15 protein-coding genes are annotated in these 17,228 nt (G+C 45.2%); 8 read left to right on the top strand and 7 right to left on the bottom strand.

Annotated features, from left to right (window positions below; genetic code table 11):
* Positions 1-267 precede the first annotated feature (267 nt).
* Entirely contained in the window at positions 268-1,077 is an 810-nt protein-coding gene (locus tag GC093_RS32460; protein ID WP_171656085.1) for an IclR family transcriptional regulator, read from the bottom strand.
* 352 nt (positions 1,078-1,429) lie between these two features.
* On the opposite strand from GC093_RS32460, the gene GC093_RS32455 reads away from it, so the two are divergent.
* From GC093_RS32455 to GC093_RS32420, 8 genes are all read left to right on the top strand, one after another.
* Complete coding sequence (locus tag GC093_RS32455; protein ID WP_171656084.1) at positions 1,430-2,962, top strand: ABC transporter substrate-binding protein; 1,533 nt, start codon at positions 1,430-1,432, stop codon at positions 2,960-2,962.
* A 66-nt stretch (positions 2,963-3,028) separates the two neighbouring features.
* Positions 3,029-3,973, top strand: a complete 945-nt coding sequence (locus tag GC093_RS32450; protein ID WP_171656083.1) for an ABC transporter permease — start codon at positions 3,029-3,031, stop codon at positions 3,971-3,973.
* 40 nt (positions 3,974-4,013) lie between these two features.
* Positions 4,014-4,838, top strand: coding sequence for an ABC transporter permease (locus GC093_RS32445; protein WP_171656082.1), 825 nt, complete (start codon positions 4,014-4,016; stop codon positions 4,836-4,838).
* 13 nt (positions 4,839-4,851) lie between these two features.
* Positions 4,852-5,820, top strand: a complete 969-nt coding sequence (locus tag GC093_RS32440; protein ID WP_171656081.1) for an ABC transporter ATP-binding protein — start codon at positions 4,852-4,854, stop codon at positions 5,818-5,820.
* Between the two features lie 14 nt (positions 5,821-5,834).
* Positions 5,835-6,800: an ABC transporter ATP-binding protein gene (locus tag GC093_RS32435; protein WP_312886658.1), complete on the top strand. Its 966-nt coding sequence runs from the start codon at positions 5,835-5,837 to the stop codon at positions 6,798-6,800.
* Between the two features lie 36 nt (positions 6,801-6,836).
* Positions 6,837-7,766 carry a U32 family peptidase gene (locus GC093_RS32430; RefSeq protein WP_171656079.1) on the top strand — a complete coding sequence of 310 codons (930 nt, stop codon included), beginning with the start codon at positions 6,837-6,839 and terminating at the stop codon, positions 7,764-7,766.
* A 163-nt stretch (positions 7,767-7,929) separates the two neighbouring features.
* The gene (locus GC093_RS32425; protein ID WP_171656078.1) at positions 7,930-9,663 is read left to right on the top strand and encodes a dihydroxy-acid dehydratase; all 1,734 of its coding nucleotides are present in this window, start codon (positions 7,930-7,932) and stop codon (positions 9,661-9,663) included.
* 33 nt (positions 9,664-9,696) lie between these two features.
* Positions 9,697-10,851, top strand: coding sequence for a M20 family metallopeptidase (locus GC093_RS32420; RefSeq protein ID WP_171656077.1), 1,155 nt, complete (start codon positions 9,697-9,699; stop codon positions 10,849-10,851).
* A gap of 337 nt (positions 10,852-11,188) precedes the next feature.
* On the opposite strand, the gene GC093_RS32415 is transcribed toward GC093_RS32420, so the two are convergent.
* The 6 genes from GC093_RS32415 to GC093_RS32390 form a co-directional block, all read right to left on the bottom strand.
* Positions 11,189-12,166, bottom strand: coding sequence for a C-terminal binding protein (locus tag GC093_RS32415; protein WP_171656076.1), 978 nt, complete (start codon positions 12,164-12,166; stop codon positions 11,189-11,191).
* Between the two features lie 33 nt (positions 12,167-12,199).
* Complete coding sequence (locus GC093_RS32410; protein WP_246315785.1) at positions 12,200-13,474, bottom strand: TRAP transporter large permease; 1,275 nt, start codon at positions 13,472-13,474, stop codon at positions 12,200-12,202.
* A 30-nt stretch (positions 13,475-13,504) separates the two neighbouring features.
* Complete coding sequence (locus GC093_RS32405) at positions 13,505-13,990, bottom strand: TRAP transporter small permease (RefSeq protein WP_171656074.1); 486 nt, start codon at positions 13,988-13,990, stop codon at positions 13,505-13,507.
* A gap of 101 nt (positions 13,991-14,091) precedes the next feature.
* The gene (locus GC093_RS32400; protein ID WP_171656073.1) at positions 14,092-15,153 is read right to left on the bottom strand and encodes a TRAP transporter substrate-binding protein; all 1,062 of its coding nucleotides are present in this window, start codon (positions 15,151-15,153) and stop codon (positions 14,092-14,094) included.
* Positions 15,154-15,187: 34 nt separating this feature from the next.
* Positions 15,188-15,847 carry an RraA family protein gene (locus tag GC093_RS32395; RefSeq protein WP_171656072.1) on the bottom strand — a complete coding sequence of 220 codons (660 nt, stop codon included), beginning with the start codon at positions 15,845-15,847 and terminating at the stop codon, positions 15,188-15,190.
* A 520-nt stretch (positions 15,848-16,367) separates the two neighbouring features.
* Positions 16,368-17,135 carry an IclR family transcriptional regulator gene (locus GC093_RS32390; protein WP_171656071.1) on the bottom strand — a complete coding sequence of 256 codons (768 nt, stop codon included), beginning with the start codon at positions 17,133-17,135 and terminating at the stop codon, positions 16,368-16,370.
* Positions 17,136-17,228: the final 93 nt, after the last annotated feature.

The raw sequence follows: 17,228 nt of genomic DNA, 5'->3' as shown, positions 1-17,228 counted from the left end.
ACAAAAAACTCAGCAAATGGCTGAGTATAAATCAGAATCACCAGAGAAGAATTTATGAAACTTAAAGCATTAGTCAATTTACTGACTTAATGCTTTTTTTTCTTTTTTAAATGCAAGTTTTTGTGTACAGAAGAACCAAAAAGTTAGAAGGGCAGCGTCATTTCAACGTATGCTTCCTCCTTCTTCTCGGGCACCCCAATAAGGCCGCTTTTCATGAGAATAACCCATGATGAGCGGCCTCTGTTTCATAGTCAGAACTCTGTCCGGTCAATTGTTCTTTGATGAGGCGGCGTTCGGGTAATTACCGATGTAACCGAGCTGGTGCGAGATTTGCTCTCCAATATGAAGCAATAAAGCTCCGATTTCAGGCAGCTTTTGCATTGGCATATTATTTTTGATCGTGGTTACACTAATCGCACCGTAAACCACGCCCAAATGATTGAAAATAGGTGCTCCCACACAACGTACGCCGATCTCTTCTTCTTCGTCGTCCACGGAGTAACCGAATGCACGTACCTGCTCCAGATGCTCCCTTAAAGCAGCTTCCGTGCACAGGGAGTTGGGCGTAAAACAGTCCAGTCCTTTGGCTATAACCATCTTCAATTCGCTATCTGGTATGTGAGCGAGGACGGCCTTGCCCGAGGCGCAGGTATTTGGTCGCTTACGTTGTCCAACAAACGTATGGAATCCGACCATGCCGGGTCCCTCCAGTTTATCAATGTACATAACCTCGCCATTGTCATAAACAGAAAGATGAACAGTGCAGTGAGTGTCTTTTCTTAGTTGTTCCATATATGGAACGGATACTCCCCTAATATTGACTAAATTAATAGCGGTCATACCGATACTGTACAGCTGCAATCCGAGCTTATAAGCGCCATTTGCTGTTTTTCGCACGTAGTTATGAGCTTCCATCGTATTTAGAATTGAAAAAACGCTAGTTTTCGGAATGTTCAACTCACTGGAAAGCTCTGAGATCGATAATCCACCAGTGGACTTCGACAGATGCTCGATGATGGAAAATGCTTTTTCCAGAGCGGGTACCGAATATTTGGATGAGTTTTTGTCCTCAGTCACAATAGGAAGCCACCTTTTTCCTTTTTTTATGAACGTAAGTTTTACATAAGGAACAGAATATACAGTCATGATATCATGATTAAAATACTTTGTAAAACCATTTGTTGCACCATAAGATAGACTATAACTAACCATGAACCACATGTAAACGATAAAATCGTCGGAAAATATTGACATATTTATTTTGAACAATTATTCTGTATACAGAACAAAAAGAGAAGAGAGGTGCATCTATGGTCAAATCTCCAAGAACCAGGCATGAAAATGAGAAATGATGAAGCATGGGTAAGTCTGGTGTTTGTTTTATGAATCTGCTTATTGGCTAAAAAATCTTCGAAGGAGATATTTATCCATGAAAAAAATGATATTTTTGCTACTTACAGTTGTTCTCTTCATTTTTCTTTCCGCCTGCAACAGCTCCACAGATAAACCAATGACTGATTCGAAGGCAGGTAACGAACCGAAGTCAGGGGGAATTTTGAAGTTTGCCCAAAGCGCGGAACCTACTACGTTAGATCCGTACATCTGGTCAATCATCAATGACCGCAACGGGTTTATACAGATTTTTAACAGCTTGATGGAGTATGATCCGAAAACGCTGCAGCCGGTGCCGGGTATCGTTAAAGAAACCAAACTCAGCGAGGACGGTTTAACTTACGATTTGATTATTGTAAGCGATGTCATGTTCCATAATGGTAAAAAAATGACTTCCGACGATGTGAAATATTCATTGGATAGGGCGATGGCCAAAGAAGCAGCCCGCACCTCCACTTTGTTGAAATCAATCAAGGAAGTGAAAGTAGTTGATGATACGCATCTTAAGGTCATATTGAGCAATAAGGATTCATTGTTGCTTGACGCTTTCGTTGAAGTATTCGTGACACCTAATGATCCTTCAATCTCCCATTCGAATCATCCGGTCGGAACGGGGCCGTTTATATTTGACAAGTGGAACCGCAATGAGAAGATCGTACTGAAAAAAAATCCGAACTACTGGAAGAAAGGGCTTCCTTATCTTGACGGAATGGAGATTGTTACGATTCCTGATGCGGAAGTAAAACTGCTCCAGCTCATCAACGGGCAGGTCGATGTGATCGAAAATGTACCGATCAGCAAGGTGACGGAAACTTCCAAAAATCCGAATCTTTCCGTGGCGAGAATCGCTGATGAATTAACCACAGCAAACTATTTTATGCTCATGAATGATTCTAAGACGCCATTTAACAACGTTAAATTCCGTCAAGCGATCAACTACGCATTGGACCGTGCGAAAATGAAGCAAGCTCTATTCGGTAATTTCGTCGTGCGCAGTACTTCCGTTCCGAGCAGCAATCCCAATTTCAATCCAGATACTATAAAATACGACAAAGATTTGAACAAAGCCAAGCAATTGCTGAAGGAGAGCGGTTATAACAATGAGAAGCTGGAATTGATCTACCATAAGAACGATATGATGTACGATATCGTGGCACAAATTGCCGACCAGTCTCTGAAGGAGCTTGGCGTTAACGTGGAGCTGAAAGGAATTGAAATCGCCCAATGGGTAGAAAAAGTGTTCAATAAAAAGCAATTCGATTTGGCGCTCACCTCCAGCGTACCTAAGCCGAACACTATAGATATGCTCTACCATATGTATGGCAAGCAAAACGGAGGAGCCATACAGTGGAACAACAAGGAGTGGTACGATAAGCTGCTGAGTGTAAGCCAAATGTCGACGGAGGAAGGAAAAAAAGCGCTAATGGATCTGCAAAAGGTGGTGCTTGAGGAATCCCCGGGAATCATCGTCGGTGGATTTGTCCAATCTGCGGGATTGTCGATAAAGACACACGGATTTATTCCCAGCCCGCAGGCCAAAATGTATTTTGAATCGGTCTGGAAAGATTAGCAAATTGCAGGTGCGGCTGGCTATTGGCCGGTTATTTGCACCTCTTTTCGGGAATGGAGGGAAAACGTGCTTAAAGTTTTGCTAAGAAAAGGAACCGAACTTATTCTCGTATTGTTTTTCGTGTCACTCATCGTATTCTTTACGTTCCGGCTGCTGCCCGGAGATCCTGCGCAAATGAGACTTGGCATGGATCCTGCTCCCGAGGCTGTCGAAGCGCTTAGGAATGAGATGGGCCTGGATAAACCGCTGGTGGTGCAATATGCGAAATGGATTGGAGATGTTGTTCGTGGCGATTTGGGCAAATCTATGTTTGACGGTAAGCCGGTAACAGAGTTGCTATCGGAAAAAATACCGAAGACGTTTGAATTGGCTATTTACGGGGCATTGCTTGCAATCGTGATCGCAGTTCCTTTCGGCGTATTGGCTGTGCTCAACAAAAACAGCTGGATCGATAAGACAGCGCGGGTTTTTTCATTATTCGGCTTCAGTATTCCCGCTTACTGGCTTGCCGTATTGCTTATGTTATTGTTCGCATATAAGATTCACTGGCTTCCTGCCGGCGGCTATGTCCCTTTCAATGATTCGCCCTCGGGCCATTTCAAAGCTTTGATTTTACCCGTCATCACAGTTGGTATTATCAATTCTGCGCAAATTTTCCGTTATCTGCGTTCAGGAATGCTTGAAGTGATCAGCCAGGACTTCATCCGCACAGCCAGAGCCAAAGGGGTGTCCGAATGGTCCGTTATCGCCAAACATGTCGCCCGCAATGCACTCCCTAGCCTTATCACGATCGTCGCATTGAACTTTAGTCTATTGCTCAGCGGAATGGTTATAACGGAACAAATCTTTGCATGGCCCGGTGTAGGCTGGCTAATGATTCAGTCTATACTTTCGCGAGATTACGATGTCGTGCAGGGAGCCGTGTTAATGTCTGCCGTCATCATTGTACTTATCAATTTGCTCGCCGACTTGATTAACGCCTTACTGGATCCGCGAATTAAGCACAATTAAAAACCGATGCTGCATCGAGTAAACGATTGAGAGGGATCTGATGAAAAAAATATTGAAAGACACAGCTGCCCTTATCAGTATCATTATTTTTGGCTGTATTACAGTGCTTGCTTTGTTAGCGCCGGTCCTGACGTCCTACAGATTCGACGAGATGGTCAACGCCCCTCTACTTAGCCCATCCGCACAATATTTACTCGGCACGGATGAAATCGGTAGAGATATTTTTACACGTATTGTTTATGCCGGACGGGTTTCATTGATTGTCGGTATTAGCGCCACGATGATTGCGATGGCTGGCGGGATCGTACTCGGGCTGATTAGCGGTTATTACGGAGGGAAAATAGATTCGATCATCAGCAGATTTCTCGACGGCCTGCTCGCTTTTCCTTCCATTATTTTGGCACTTGCCGTGATGGCTGTTCTGGGCCCGGACATTTACAATGCAATGCTTGCGATCGGAATTGTTTCTATCCCGATATTTGCACGAATTACACGCAGCAGCGTGCTGACGATTAAAAGCAAGGAGTTTGTGGAAGCTTCGCGTTCGATGGGAGCGGAGGATTGCAGAATAATGTTTAGGGTTATTTTGCCGAACTGCTTTTCACCCATTCTCGTGCAAATCAGTTTAACATTTGCTTCCGCAGTGCTTACGGAGGCAGCGCTAAGCTTTCTCGGTTTGGGCGTACAACCCCCGACGCCGTCATGGGGTTCTATGTTAAATGCGAGCCGCACTTTCCTGTCTCAGGCTCCGTTATACTGTATCGTTTCAGGGGCAGCTGTTTTTTCGACCGTCCTCTGCCTGAACGTATTGGGAGATAGTCTGCGCGACCTCTTCGACCCAAGAGAAATAAAGAAACGCGCATGAAGGAGGTGTCGATGTGAACGAAGCGCTCTTGAAAGTGGAGCATTTAACTGTAGGGTATGCAAACGAAAATGAGAACGTACGGATTTTGGAAAATGTGAGTTTTTCGGTTGGACAAGGGGAAATCGTTGGAATCGTTGGGGAAAGCGGCTGCGGGAAAAGCCTGACTTCGCTTTCGGTCATGGGCTTGCTGGCGGAGCCTTTACAAATCCAAACTGGATCAATCAATTTTAACGGAACGGATCTGACCCGGCTAGGAAAAAAAGAGCTGAATCGATATCGTGGCAAGGAGATCGCAATGATTTTCCAGGAACCGATGACATCCCTCAACCCGGTTTTTACGATCGGCAATCAAATTTCCGAAGCGATGACCACGCATTTAAATATGAATAAAAAAGAAGTGCTGGAACGCACAGTCTACTTATTGAAACAGGTGGGCATCCCGTCGGCGGAACACCGTGTTCACGAATATCCGCACCAGCTATCTGGGGGGATGCGTCAGCGGGCGATGATCGCGATGGCTCTTGCCTGCGACCCGCTCCTGCTGATTGCCGATGAACCTACGACGGCGCTTGATGTGACAATCCAGGCGCAAATACTCGATCTGCTCTTGGACATTCAGCGTGAAAAAAACATGTCTCTCATTTTTATTACACATGATCTCGGGGTTTTGTTCAAAATGGCGGATCGAGTCATGGTCATGTACGGAGGCAGGATAATCGAATCAGCGCCTATGAAGAAGCTATATGATAATCCGCTGCATCCGTACACGCAGGGATTATGGAAGGCGGTTCCGAGCAGCACCAAAGGAAAGGGCCGTTTATATAACATTCCAGGTACCGTGCCCGATCCGAAGGACAATACAAAAGGCTGCCGTTTCGCATCGCGCTGCGAATTTGTGGAAAAGCGATGTCTTGAAAGCGAGCCGCCGTTATTGAAGAAAGCGGAAGATTGGCAAGTAGCGTGTTTTCTGCATGACGAATGAAAGGAGAGGAACATGTGGCGGATATTCTGATGAAAACGGAAGGGCTGACGAAGCATTATCCAGTGAGTAGTGGAATATGGTCGAGATCGACACAAAAAGTGCACGCATTGGATGATGTCAATCTGACCCTGTATAGACGGGAAATTGTCGGGGTTGTGGGAGAAAGCGGCTGCGGAAAGTCGACCCTGGCCAAAGTCCTGCTCCGGTTGATTGAACCAACGGATGGCACTATTTATTTCGATGGGCAGAATATTACCGCACTGGACAGAAAACAAATGCAAGGCATACGCAGGCAAATGCAGTTTATTTTTCAAGACCCGTTTTCGTCGCTTAACCCACGTAACAAAGTGATAGACCTCATTTCCGAGCCGCTTGACATTTTTAAAGTTGGAACGAGAAAAGAACGGGAGCAGCGTGTGTACGAACTGTTGGAAACCGTCGGATTATCTAGAAATCATGCCGACCGTTATCCGCATCAATTCAGTGGCGGGCAGCGGCAAAGAATAGGTATTGCGCGTGCGCTTGCTCTAAACCCGAAGCTGGTCATTTGTGATGAGCCGGTATCTGCGCTAGATGTTTCAGTTCAGGCACAAATTTTGAATTTATTGCAGGATTTGCAGGAGCAGTTCGGATTGTCGTATCTGTTCATCGCACATGGGCTTGATGCCGTTAGACATATCAGCAACCGTATAGCTGTTATGTATCTGGGCAAACTCGTGGAAATGGGGGACAGCGAGCAGCTTTTTACTCGTCCCCAACATCCTTATACGCAGGCGCTCATTTCCGCTATTCCGGAAATCGGCTTGAAACAGGAGGCAAAGCCTTTCAAACTTACCGGGGAAATCCCAAGTCCAATCAATCCGCCGGCGGGATGCAGGTTTCATACGCGCTGTCCTTATACCGTCGAACGTTGCAAATCTGAAGTGCCCGAACTGACAACGTCAGAAAACGGGCATGCGGTTGCCTGTCATTTGGTTTAAAACGTATCCAATACCAATACTGGAGGTTATTCAAATATGGAAGAGACAAAACAGTTTTTAAGCAAGATGGGGCTGCCGGACGGCGATCTGCACCAGCTGCCGAGTTCAACGAAGACGTTTCCAGACGGGGCACAGTACCGCATAGAAATTCCGTCAGTTGAGGGTCCGGCCGCTTTTCAGGCAGTGGTGGATACGGCCCGTAAATACGATGTTTCTGTACACCGCATTTCGCAGGGCAGCGGCATTATGCTTTTGACGGACGATGAAATCCTGGAAATGGCACGGATTGGCAAGGAGAATCAGATCGAGATCAGCCTGTTCGTCGGCCCGAGAGCGACATTCGACATTTATGCCCAGCCGCATACCCCGGCGGGGAAAAGTATCGGGCTGCGAGCTTCCGGCATGGATCAGGTTATCTATTCCATCGAAGATGTGAAACGGGCCTGCCGGTTAGGCATTCGCGGCGTTCTTGTAGCGGATGAGGGAGTTTTATGGGCGTTGAACGAATGCAAGAAGGCGGGTGAGCTGCCGGCCGATCTGGTGGTCAAAGTGTCCGTTTCCATGGGGGCGTGCAATCCCGTTTCCATTCGGCTCATGGAGAGCTTGGGCGCGAACACGTATAATGTGCCAACCGATTTGACGGTAGCTAAATTAGCTGCTATCCGGCAGGCAGTCGATATGCCGATCGATCTGTACGTCGAGGTTCCCGATGATTTCGGCGGATATGTGCGTTACTACGACATTGTGGAAATTATCCGGGTCGCAGCGCCGGTCTACATCAAATTCGGTCTGCGCAATGCGCCGAACATCTATCCTTCGGGCACGCATCTGGAGGACACGGCGGTTAAGCTGTCGCGCGAGCGCGTACGCAGGGCCCGGATCGGCTATGACTTTATTCAACGCTATAGTCCGGAGCTGAAAATGTCCAGCCTCGGTGCGGCCGGTATCGGTCTGCCCCTCATTTAACGCGAAGACTATAATGAAAAGGGTATATACGATGCTAACTTATCTGAATTATATCGATGGACAATGGTGCAACTGTTCGACCGATTTCGTTCATGAAAACGTCAACCCCAGCCGATGTTCGAGAGATGGCTAGTAAGAGGACATAAGTTAAGGAGAACATGCCATGAAATTACGCAGCAGCGAATGGTTTAACAATGACAACGCGGAATTGACCTTCCAGCATCGTTCCGCAATGAAGGCGATGGGACATAACCCCGATACGTTTGCGGGCAAACCGATCATCGGTATTTTTAATGCATGGAATGACTTGAACAGCTGCAATTATCCGCACAAAGAACTGGTGGAGTATGTCAAACGCGGGGTGCTTATGGCGGGAGGTTATCCGATCGAGATGCATACCATTTCCACACCGGCGGATTTTATGAAGCCTTCCGATTTGTTATACCGCAATTTACTGGCGATGGATATTGAAGAAAGCATCCGTTCCCAACCGATTGACGGTGTCGTGCTGTTGTGCGAATGCGACAAAACCGTGCCGGCACAATTGATGGGTGCTGCAAGCTGCGACTTGCCTACTCTGCAATTGGCGGCGGGACATCGTTCCTCCGGCAGCTTCCGTGGTAAAACAGTCAATTACGGAACCGATTTGTGGAAGTACTCCGATGATTATAAAGCAGGGCTTCTCAGTGATGAGGAGTGGAAGGAGCTGGAGGGATCGATTTCGTGCAGTTTAGGCGGGTGCCCGGTAATGGGTTCGGCTTCTACCATGAAAAGTCTTTCCGAGATGCTCGGAATGATGCTGCCCGGAACTTCAAGCATACCGGCTACTCATGCCCAACGTAAGATTGCGGCCGAAGCTACCGGACTCCGGATTGTCGAAATGGTTAAAGAGCAATTGACGCCGTCCAGACTGATGACGGAAGAAGCATTTCATAATGCGATCAAGCTGCTCGCAGCGATTGGCGGTTCGACGAATGCGGCGATTCATCTTACCGCCATTGCTGGCAGATTGGGCATTTTCATCCCGATAGAGCGTTACGCCGAGCTGACGGAAAATATTCCTCTGATTGTCAATCTGCAGCCGAGCGGAATGCACAGCATGGACGATTTCTTCAAGGCCGGAGGACTGAGCCGTGTCATCCGCGAGCTTCTTCCGCTGCTCGATCAGGATTGCTTGAGTTCAACCGGGGAAACGATCGGATGCACGTACGGACTGGAAATGCCCGAACATGAAGGTGCAACTGAAGTCATTTCATCACTCACAGCCCCATTTAAGAAAAGATCAGGATTAGCCATTCTGAAAGGCAATCTGGCCCCTCAGGGTGCGGTTATCAAAAAATCTGCCGTTTCACCACATTTGTTCAAGCATCGAGGTCAGGCAGTCGTGTTCGAAAACTACCTGGACATGCTGGCGCGCATCGACAGCGATGATTTGCAGGTGGATGAGAGCAATGTACTTGTCTTGAAGCATTGCGGACCAGTGGCGATGGGCATGCCTGAATGGGGTTCCATCCCGATTCCGGCGAAGTTGCTCAAGCAGGGGGTACGCGATATGGTGCGGATAAGTGACGGACGGATGAGCGGAACGAGCTACGGCGCTGTCATCCTCCATACCGCACCAGAGTCGGCGATCGGCGGACCGCTTGCCATTGTGCGGGACGGTGACTGGATCGAGCTAGATATCGAAGCTTCAAGCGTACGCCTGCTGCTGAGTGACGAGGAGATCGCCGCCCGGCTTGCGGTCTGGATTCGTCCGGAGCCACAGCATAAACGCGGTTACCCACGTTTATTTGCTGAGCATACGCTGCAAGCGCCGGAAGGATGCGACCTGGATATTTTACGACCGAAGAATAAGGAAGAAGCCGCTTTTGTCTCCCCAATTGTGGGAAGAGGGTAATCAATAATTATGAATAAAGGAGTGTAGGAGCAGATGTCGACTTTGATTGAGAAAGTGAATGTAGACCGCCTTGTACGTGATACGCTTGATCTGGTAAATACTCCAAGTATAACGGGCGATACTCGGGAGGTTAGCGAGTTATACATGCGGATGCTGCAGGATGCAGGGTGTACGGTGGAACGTTACGAATTCATATCTAATAACCCGACACTGGTAGCTACTTATGATGGAGGAGGTGCTGGAAAAACGGTCATATTCAATGGGCATATGGACGTTATCCCGCTGACTCACGAACCTGCCTTTGTCAAAGATGGGCGTGTTTATGGAAGGGGGACATGCGACATGAAGGGATCGCTCGCCTGCATCGCCGAGGTTGTGCGGGTGGTGCGCGATAGCGGCGTGACCTTGCCGGGCAAACTTGTGATTATAGCCAACAGCTTGCATGAAAGCCCAGGAGGCCACGGGGAAGACCTGATGGCTTTAGTCGAGAAGATCGACATCCGGGCGGATGCCGCTGTTGTGATGGAAGGGGCGACGTACGAGTGCTCTGTAGCCCAGCTTGGTTCTGCTACATTCGAGATCGCAATTGAAAGGGACGGCGAACCGAGCCATCAGTTGCATACCCCATCCGATACTCCTCATCCGATTACCGTTGCTGCTGAGATCATACAGAAGCTGAATGGGCTGAATGCCGAATTGGAAAAAGAATATATCGAGTACATAGGTTCCGCTTCGTATTTTGTCGGTTCGATCCACAGCGGGCAGTTTTACAACCAATTTCCCAATAAAGCGGAGTTGGTGGGAGTAAGACGCTATGCGCCGCATGTCACCTTTGCTGAAGTAGAGTCCGAGATGATGGATGTGCTGAATCGGATCGCTGAACGGAATCGGGTCCGGATCGGATTGGATTTGAAAAAGGTAAGAGACGGTTACCGGATTGATCCGAACGATCCCGCCGTAGCTTCCTTGACCCGCGCCATAAGCAAGATAAGAAGCATCAATCCGCCATTGGCCGGAAAAAAGCTCGTTACCGATGCGAGCATTTTCGTCAATGCTCTCGGTATCTCCACGTTATGCTACGGGCCTGACCAGCGTTCTGCGCATGGGGATGTTGAATTTGTCGAAATAAGCGAGCTGGAGCTTACGGCCAAAGTGTATTTGCAGTTTATTCACGAATTTACATCATAGCGTAATAATCTCATCAAGTCGGGGAGAATACGGAGAAAATAGATTGATTGTTCATGGGATAGATATACTTTTTCACGAGGCCGCCTCATTTCGGTTGTTTGTAAGGTACAAACAACCGAAACGAGGCGGCTTTGTTGAGAGTAAAGAAAGTATAATTTCACTAAAACGCTAAACATAGTGGAGCAGCATAGCTGTTTACTTTACTTTTGTTACTTCTGATTTTTGTGCCAAATGTGTTTCGAACGGGGCAAGCCTGATTTTCAAAGGAAGAAGACATCAACGACCGTAATCTCACACTTCATTCCCTCCCACGCACAAACGTATGGATTGCATAATATCATGAATCGTGGTCTTTATTTCTATTTACCCAATATTTAGGGGTTCCACCATTCATGACATTGATTATATTTTGAACGGCTTTTACCCGGAGCTCAATCATCGACTGTTCAGAATACCAGGCAATGTGCGGGGTAAGAATGACATTATCTAGCTGCAAAAAGGGATGATCCGGATGTATCGGTTCTTCCGTTAAAACATCCAGGTAGGCTCCACCAATTCGCTCGTTAGTCAAGGCATCAATCAAGTCGTCTTCATGAATAATGGGTCCGCGAGAAGTATTAACAATAACTGCATTTTTCTTCATCTTGGATATGTTTTCTTTGTTAACCAGGTTTTGTGTTTCGGCGGTCAATGGAACATGAATTGTAATATAATCGGATTGAGTAAAAATCTGCTCAATGGAAGCCGGCTCCACCCCCGTTATTCTCATTTCGTATTCCGACACGTAAGGATCGTAAACCAATATGCGAAATCCAAAAGGTTTCGCTTTGTTCACCAGACTCCTAGGGATGCGGCCATAGCCCAAAACACCCAGTGTTTGTTCGGAATAACGGTACATCGGAACAGACGACTCAAAATCCCATATTCCGGTTTTAACCTTTCGGTTGAGATGTACAATTTTCCGTGCGCTGCTGAATAGTAACGCGAGCGCATGATTAGAGACCTCTTCAACTCCATAATCGGGGACATTGGCAACCATAATTCCTTTCTCTGTGGCAGCTGTTACATCAATGGCATCTACTCCGACTCCATAACTGGATATGATTTTGCATTTTTTCAGAGTTTGAATGGCCCTTCTTCCTATAGGAGCATATTGATTCAGCAGTCCATCTGCATCTTTCGCCAGATCGATAACTTCATCTTCCGAACGGCATTGACCGTATATAAACTTCACGTTGAATTCTGACAAACATTTTTCTTCTATTTCCAAGTTGCTGAACTCGTAATCCGTAACTGCAATTTTCCAACAGCTCATCATAAGACTCCTTTCTTGAAAAAACAAAATTTCTCATTTAATAAATCCCGGTAAAAACAAGGACAATGAAGGTATAAATGCGACCACGAAAATCATGAGTGTTAACAAGATAGCATAGGGGAGTGCGGCTTTGCTCACTTTTTCAAAACTTAACTTGCTGATCGCTGAAACGACATTAAGATTATCTCCAACCGGTGGAGTCAGAAATCCGACTTCCGAAGCAACCACGATAATGATTCCGAACTGAATGGGATCCATACCATAATGCTGAACGACAGGTAAAAGAATGGGGGTCAAAAGAATAATGGCTGAGAGCGTTTCCATAAACATGCCGATAAATACTAATAACAAAATGATCAAAGTTATGACAATCCATTCGTGTTGCGTGACGGATAGCAAAAATAAGGCAATTTTATCAGGAATATGTTCGATGACTAATATTCTTCCGTAAGTTGATGCTGTACAAACAATGATCAGAACAGTTCCTGAAATCAAAGTGACTCTCTTGAAAACATCTTTCATTTCTTTCCATTTGATTTCTTTGTACACAAATAAGCCTAAAAATAAGCTGCACGCCAACGCAACGCCCGCCGCTTCAGTCGGTGTGAAGATTCCGCCATAAATCCCGCCCAAGACCACAACTGGCATGAGTAATGTAAACTTGCCTTCATTAATATACTGTAACCGTTCTTTCCAACTGGCTTTTTGTTGCGTACCTTTATAACCCCGCTTTTTGGCAATTCCATAGCTTAGGGCAAATAAGGCGAGTGCAATAAGTATTCCGGGGATGACCCCAGCAATAAATAATTTGGCAATGGACGTATTAGCAACGATGCCATAAATCACAAGCGGTATGCTCGGAGGTATAATAATTCCCAATGTGCCGGCAGAGGCCACGACTCCGCAGCTATATCCGGTATCGTATTTTTCTTTCACCATAGCAGGTATCATAATCCCTCCGATTGCAGCTACGGTGGCCGGGCCCGAACCGCTTAAAGCGGCAAAAAAAGCGCAAGCGACAATGGATACACTAGCCAGTCCTCCATAATAATGTCCAACGAAAGACTTGGCGATATTGATTAAACGCCTTGATAGTCCCCCATATTCCATGACTAGACCGGCAAATATAAACAACGGGACTGCCAGCAACGTGAACCCATCTATGGTGGTGAACATACCTCGGGCAATAATATCCAGAGGCATTTTTTCAGTATAAAGCAACGTAACAACGGATGATATGCCAAGGGCAAAGGCAACCGGAACGTTAATCAGCAAGAGGATGATGAACGTTCCAAACAGGACGAGCATACTCAAAGATTTCACCCCCCTATAAAAATATTATTCTTCAGCACTTCTTCTGACGGTTTTCCTCCAAAAATCAACAATATGCTGTATTACCCTGATCGTCATTAAAAATGATCCTATCGGAAGTACAAGGTATATCATGTACATCGGAATACGGTTAGCCGGCGACAACTGCATCGTATTAAAAAGTTGGATCGTAATTTTAGAACTGTAAATCAATAAAAAAACCAGGAATGAGAGCCAGCAAAGCAAGGCCAAAAACTTCAAAACATTTTGCAGTTTCGTTGGCACGGCATCCACTAAAAACTGAAAACGAACATGAGTCCGATTTTTAACTGCGTAACTGGCACTAAGATAAACAAACCATATAAAAGCGTATCGGGAAATTTCTTCCGACCAAGTAAGTGACACGTTAAAAATAAACCGTGTTAATATTTGCAATACCGTTAACGACGAAAACAAAACCAGAAAAAAAGAAGCCAGCCAGGTTTCGATATTATTAAAAAAAGTTTTGATCATAACAGCCACATCATCTCCAAAAGCGGGATTTGGTCTGGAAATCGGAATTTCTAAAAAGAAACTGGACCTAAGTCAGTTTCTTTATAGAAAAACCATATATTTTACTGATTCATGTAGTCCAACAACGTGCTGTTCCCGGCCGCTTTCAAGACGGCTTTGATATCATTACTCCCAATAGTATTGGCATATTGCTTGTAAATAGGTTTGACCTTATCGACCCACACCTGGCGTTGTTCAGGGGATAAGTCAGCAACGACTGCTCCTTTTTCGCCCAATTTTTTCCGAATATCCGATTCAGAATTTTGATTTAAAGTTCTTTCAAGAGTAATTACCTCTTTTGCGGCATCTTGAATGATTTTTTGATTCTGAGGAGACAAAGAATCAAAAAACTTTTTGTTGATTATTATAGGCTCCGGGTCGTAAATGTGACCAGTTAAAGTAACATATTTATTGACTTCATACAATTTCATACTGTATATGATCTGCAACGGATTTTCCTGCCCATCGATCGTACCTTGCGATAATGACGTGAAAACTTCTGTAAAAGACATCGGAGTAACATTAGCGCCTAATTGTTTCCAAGCGGTGATATGTATCGGAGAATTCATTGTCCTTATCTTTAATCCGTTCAACTGATCAGGAGAAGTAATCGATTTTTTCGAATTTGTCAATTGCCTCCATCCGTTTTCGGAAAATCCTAGGCCTACGAGTCCTTTATCCTCCAATTTTTTCAAGAGATTACTGCCAACATCTCCATCCAACGTTTGATGTGCGGTTTTGGAGTCTTTAAAAATAAATGGCAGGTCAAACACCTGCAGAGCAGGTGAAAAGTTTCCAAGAAGCGCAGCGGAAGGGGCGGAAATAGTGATATTGCCTTGTTGAGTGCTCGCAACCGCCTCATCGTCCCCGCCTAATTGAGCATTGGGAAATATTTCTACATCAAATTTCCCGTTGGAATTTTTCTCAACCAGCTCCTTAAATTTTTGAAACATTGTATGCTTGGTCATGTCTTCCGATACTTCATGGGAAATGGTTATTTTCGACTTCTTGTTATCGGCTTGGTTTTTATTTTGTTCCTCTGTCGATTTCAAGCCTGTTTTATTACTACAAGAACTTAGCAGGAAAAGAATCAAGATAAAAACGACCAAATATTGTTTTTTCATAGTAATCCTCCTGAAAAATCTCATATTTTTTCTTCTAGAGAACCCCGTATTTCTCGTATACATCCTTCAATAACTTTCCATCCAGAAGTTCCTGCCTAGTATGATTTTCACTTTCCACTTTACTTAGCGCTCTATTGACAGTTTCCTCAAACACTCCAAAAGGAATCACCGCAACTCCATCATCATCCCCGAAAATAACGTCTCCAGGATGAACCAGTACACCGCCTACTTCGACGGGACAATCGTAATCGATTACTATCCCTCTGCCCTTTGAATCCACTGGCTTAAATCCGGTGCAATAAACGGGAAAACCTAGTTCAATAATTTTTTGAGTATCCCGAATCAATCCGTCAATAATAGCGCCGTTTGCCCCCCTCATCTTTGAAGCGGTAGACAGCAGCTCTCCCCACATTCCATTTCGCTTGGAGTGATTGGTCCCTGCCACTACCACTTCATCCGGTTTTATACTGTCGATAGCAGCAATCTCTTTTTCATAGGGATTGTCATGTATATGATAAACATCCGCTGCCAAAATGGTTTTGGCATACCCTATCACGATTCCCCCCAATTCTAACGGTCGTATGTCTTCCCGCATAGCTTGATTGAAGTACCCCAATTCGTCGAGTGTATCGCAAATTACTGCTGAATATAAGTTTTGTCTCATCAATTCGAACATTTTGTTTTGGTTAGTCATTTGATCTTCCTCCTAATAAAATGGTTTGGTTTAAAATCGAGAAGTCGCCGTCCGGTTCTAAATGTATGCGCTATCATATTTGTCTGTCGTAATCACCACGGCCTTGGATTTCTCTCAATTACATGCTTTTCATCCGCAGTAGGTAAACCCAATTTCTTCAATACTGTTCTAGTTGCATCGTACATGTTCCAAGCTCCTTCCATAAGTAAAGTGGTTTGTAATATCAAACAATGTTTGTGATTACGATTTTATAAAACAATTCAGCTTCTGTCAACATACTTATGCGATATATAATTACAGATTGGGAAGTTGTTCAAGACCCGTTTTAAACTACCACGCCTCCAACCCAAATAAAATAGACTTGGCCCGGTTGGAATAGGGCCAAGTCTGTTTATACATTTTTTATAATATCAGACTTTATAAGTTTTCAGCGGAGCTGAACAATTCTGATATTGCAAGAAAAGCTACCGCTAAGACACGAATGTATCTTCCTCGAAAGGGCTTCGATCAGAAGCTTTTCTTATTCCTTCAATTTTTGTGAGTAGCCCAATTTGCTTGCAATGAAATCTCCCGTTTTCTTTACCTTCATCGCAATGGAGTGTATGGAATCTGTCGGAAGCTCGGAAATGATTCCCGTTACACTCACGGCCCCGACTATACTCCCTGATGCGTTAAAAATCGGCGCACCTACGCAACGCACTCCCATTTCTTCTTCTTGGTCTTCAATGGCGTAACCTTGTTCACGGACGGTGATAAGCTCTTTATTTAAAGTTGCTATATTGTTAATGGTGTTCGATGTAAATGATTGAAATTGTTTGTCGGGAAATAACGCTCCTAGTTTTTCAGAGCTCAAATAAGCAAGTATCGCTTTACCCGAGCTCGTGGCATGAAACGCCTGACGTTTTCCTTCGAAAGTCGAAAACTGGATGAACCCGGGACCATTGACTTTACTGATGATTACATTCTCGTCATCCTGCAGTGCGCTTAAGTGCACAGTTAACTTCACATCTTCAGCGAGTCTTTCGAGATGGCTCTGGGCAAGCTCTTTCAAACTGAGACCTTTCGACCCGAGTTCAAGCAGCTTCGTTGATAATTGGTATTTGCCATCCTCTGTTTTTAAAACATATCCGAGGTTTTCCAGAGTTATCAGAATCATAAGCGCCGTTGTTTTCGGAATTTTCAAATCGGCACTTAAATCGGAGAGCCGTTCTGGGCCGTCTGACCCGGCAAGGCATTCAATAATTCGAAATGCCCGATCTATCGCGGGCACGTGGTATCGATTATTCATAAAATCCTCCCTTAACAATCATAAAAGAAGGTGCAGAGGTTGTACCTTATTAATGCATGCTTCATTTTGTAATTTTACGATTTTGCTTTAAAA

Origin of the sequence: Paenibacillus foliorum (assembly GCF_013141765.1) — a bacterium.
Classification (GTDB): Bacteria; Bacillota; Bacilli; order Paenibacillales; family NBRC-103111; genus Paenibacillus_S; species Paenibacillus_S foliorum.
This window is presented reverse-complemented; position numbering and strand designations above follow the sequence as displayed.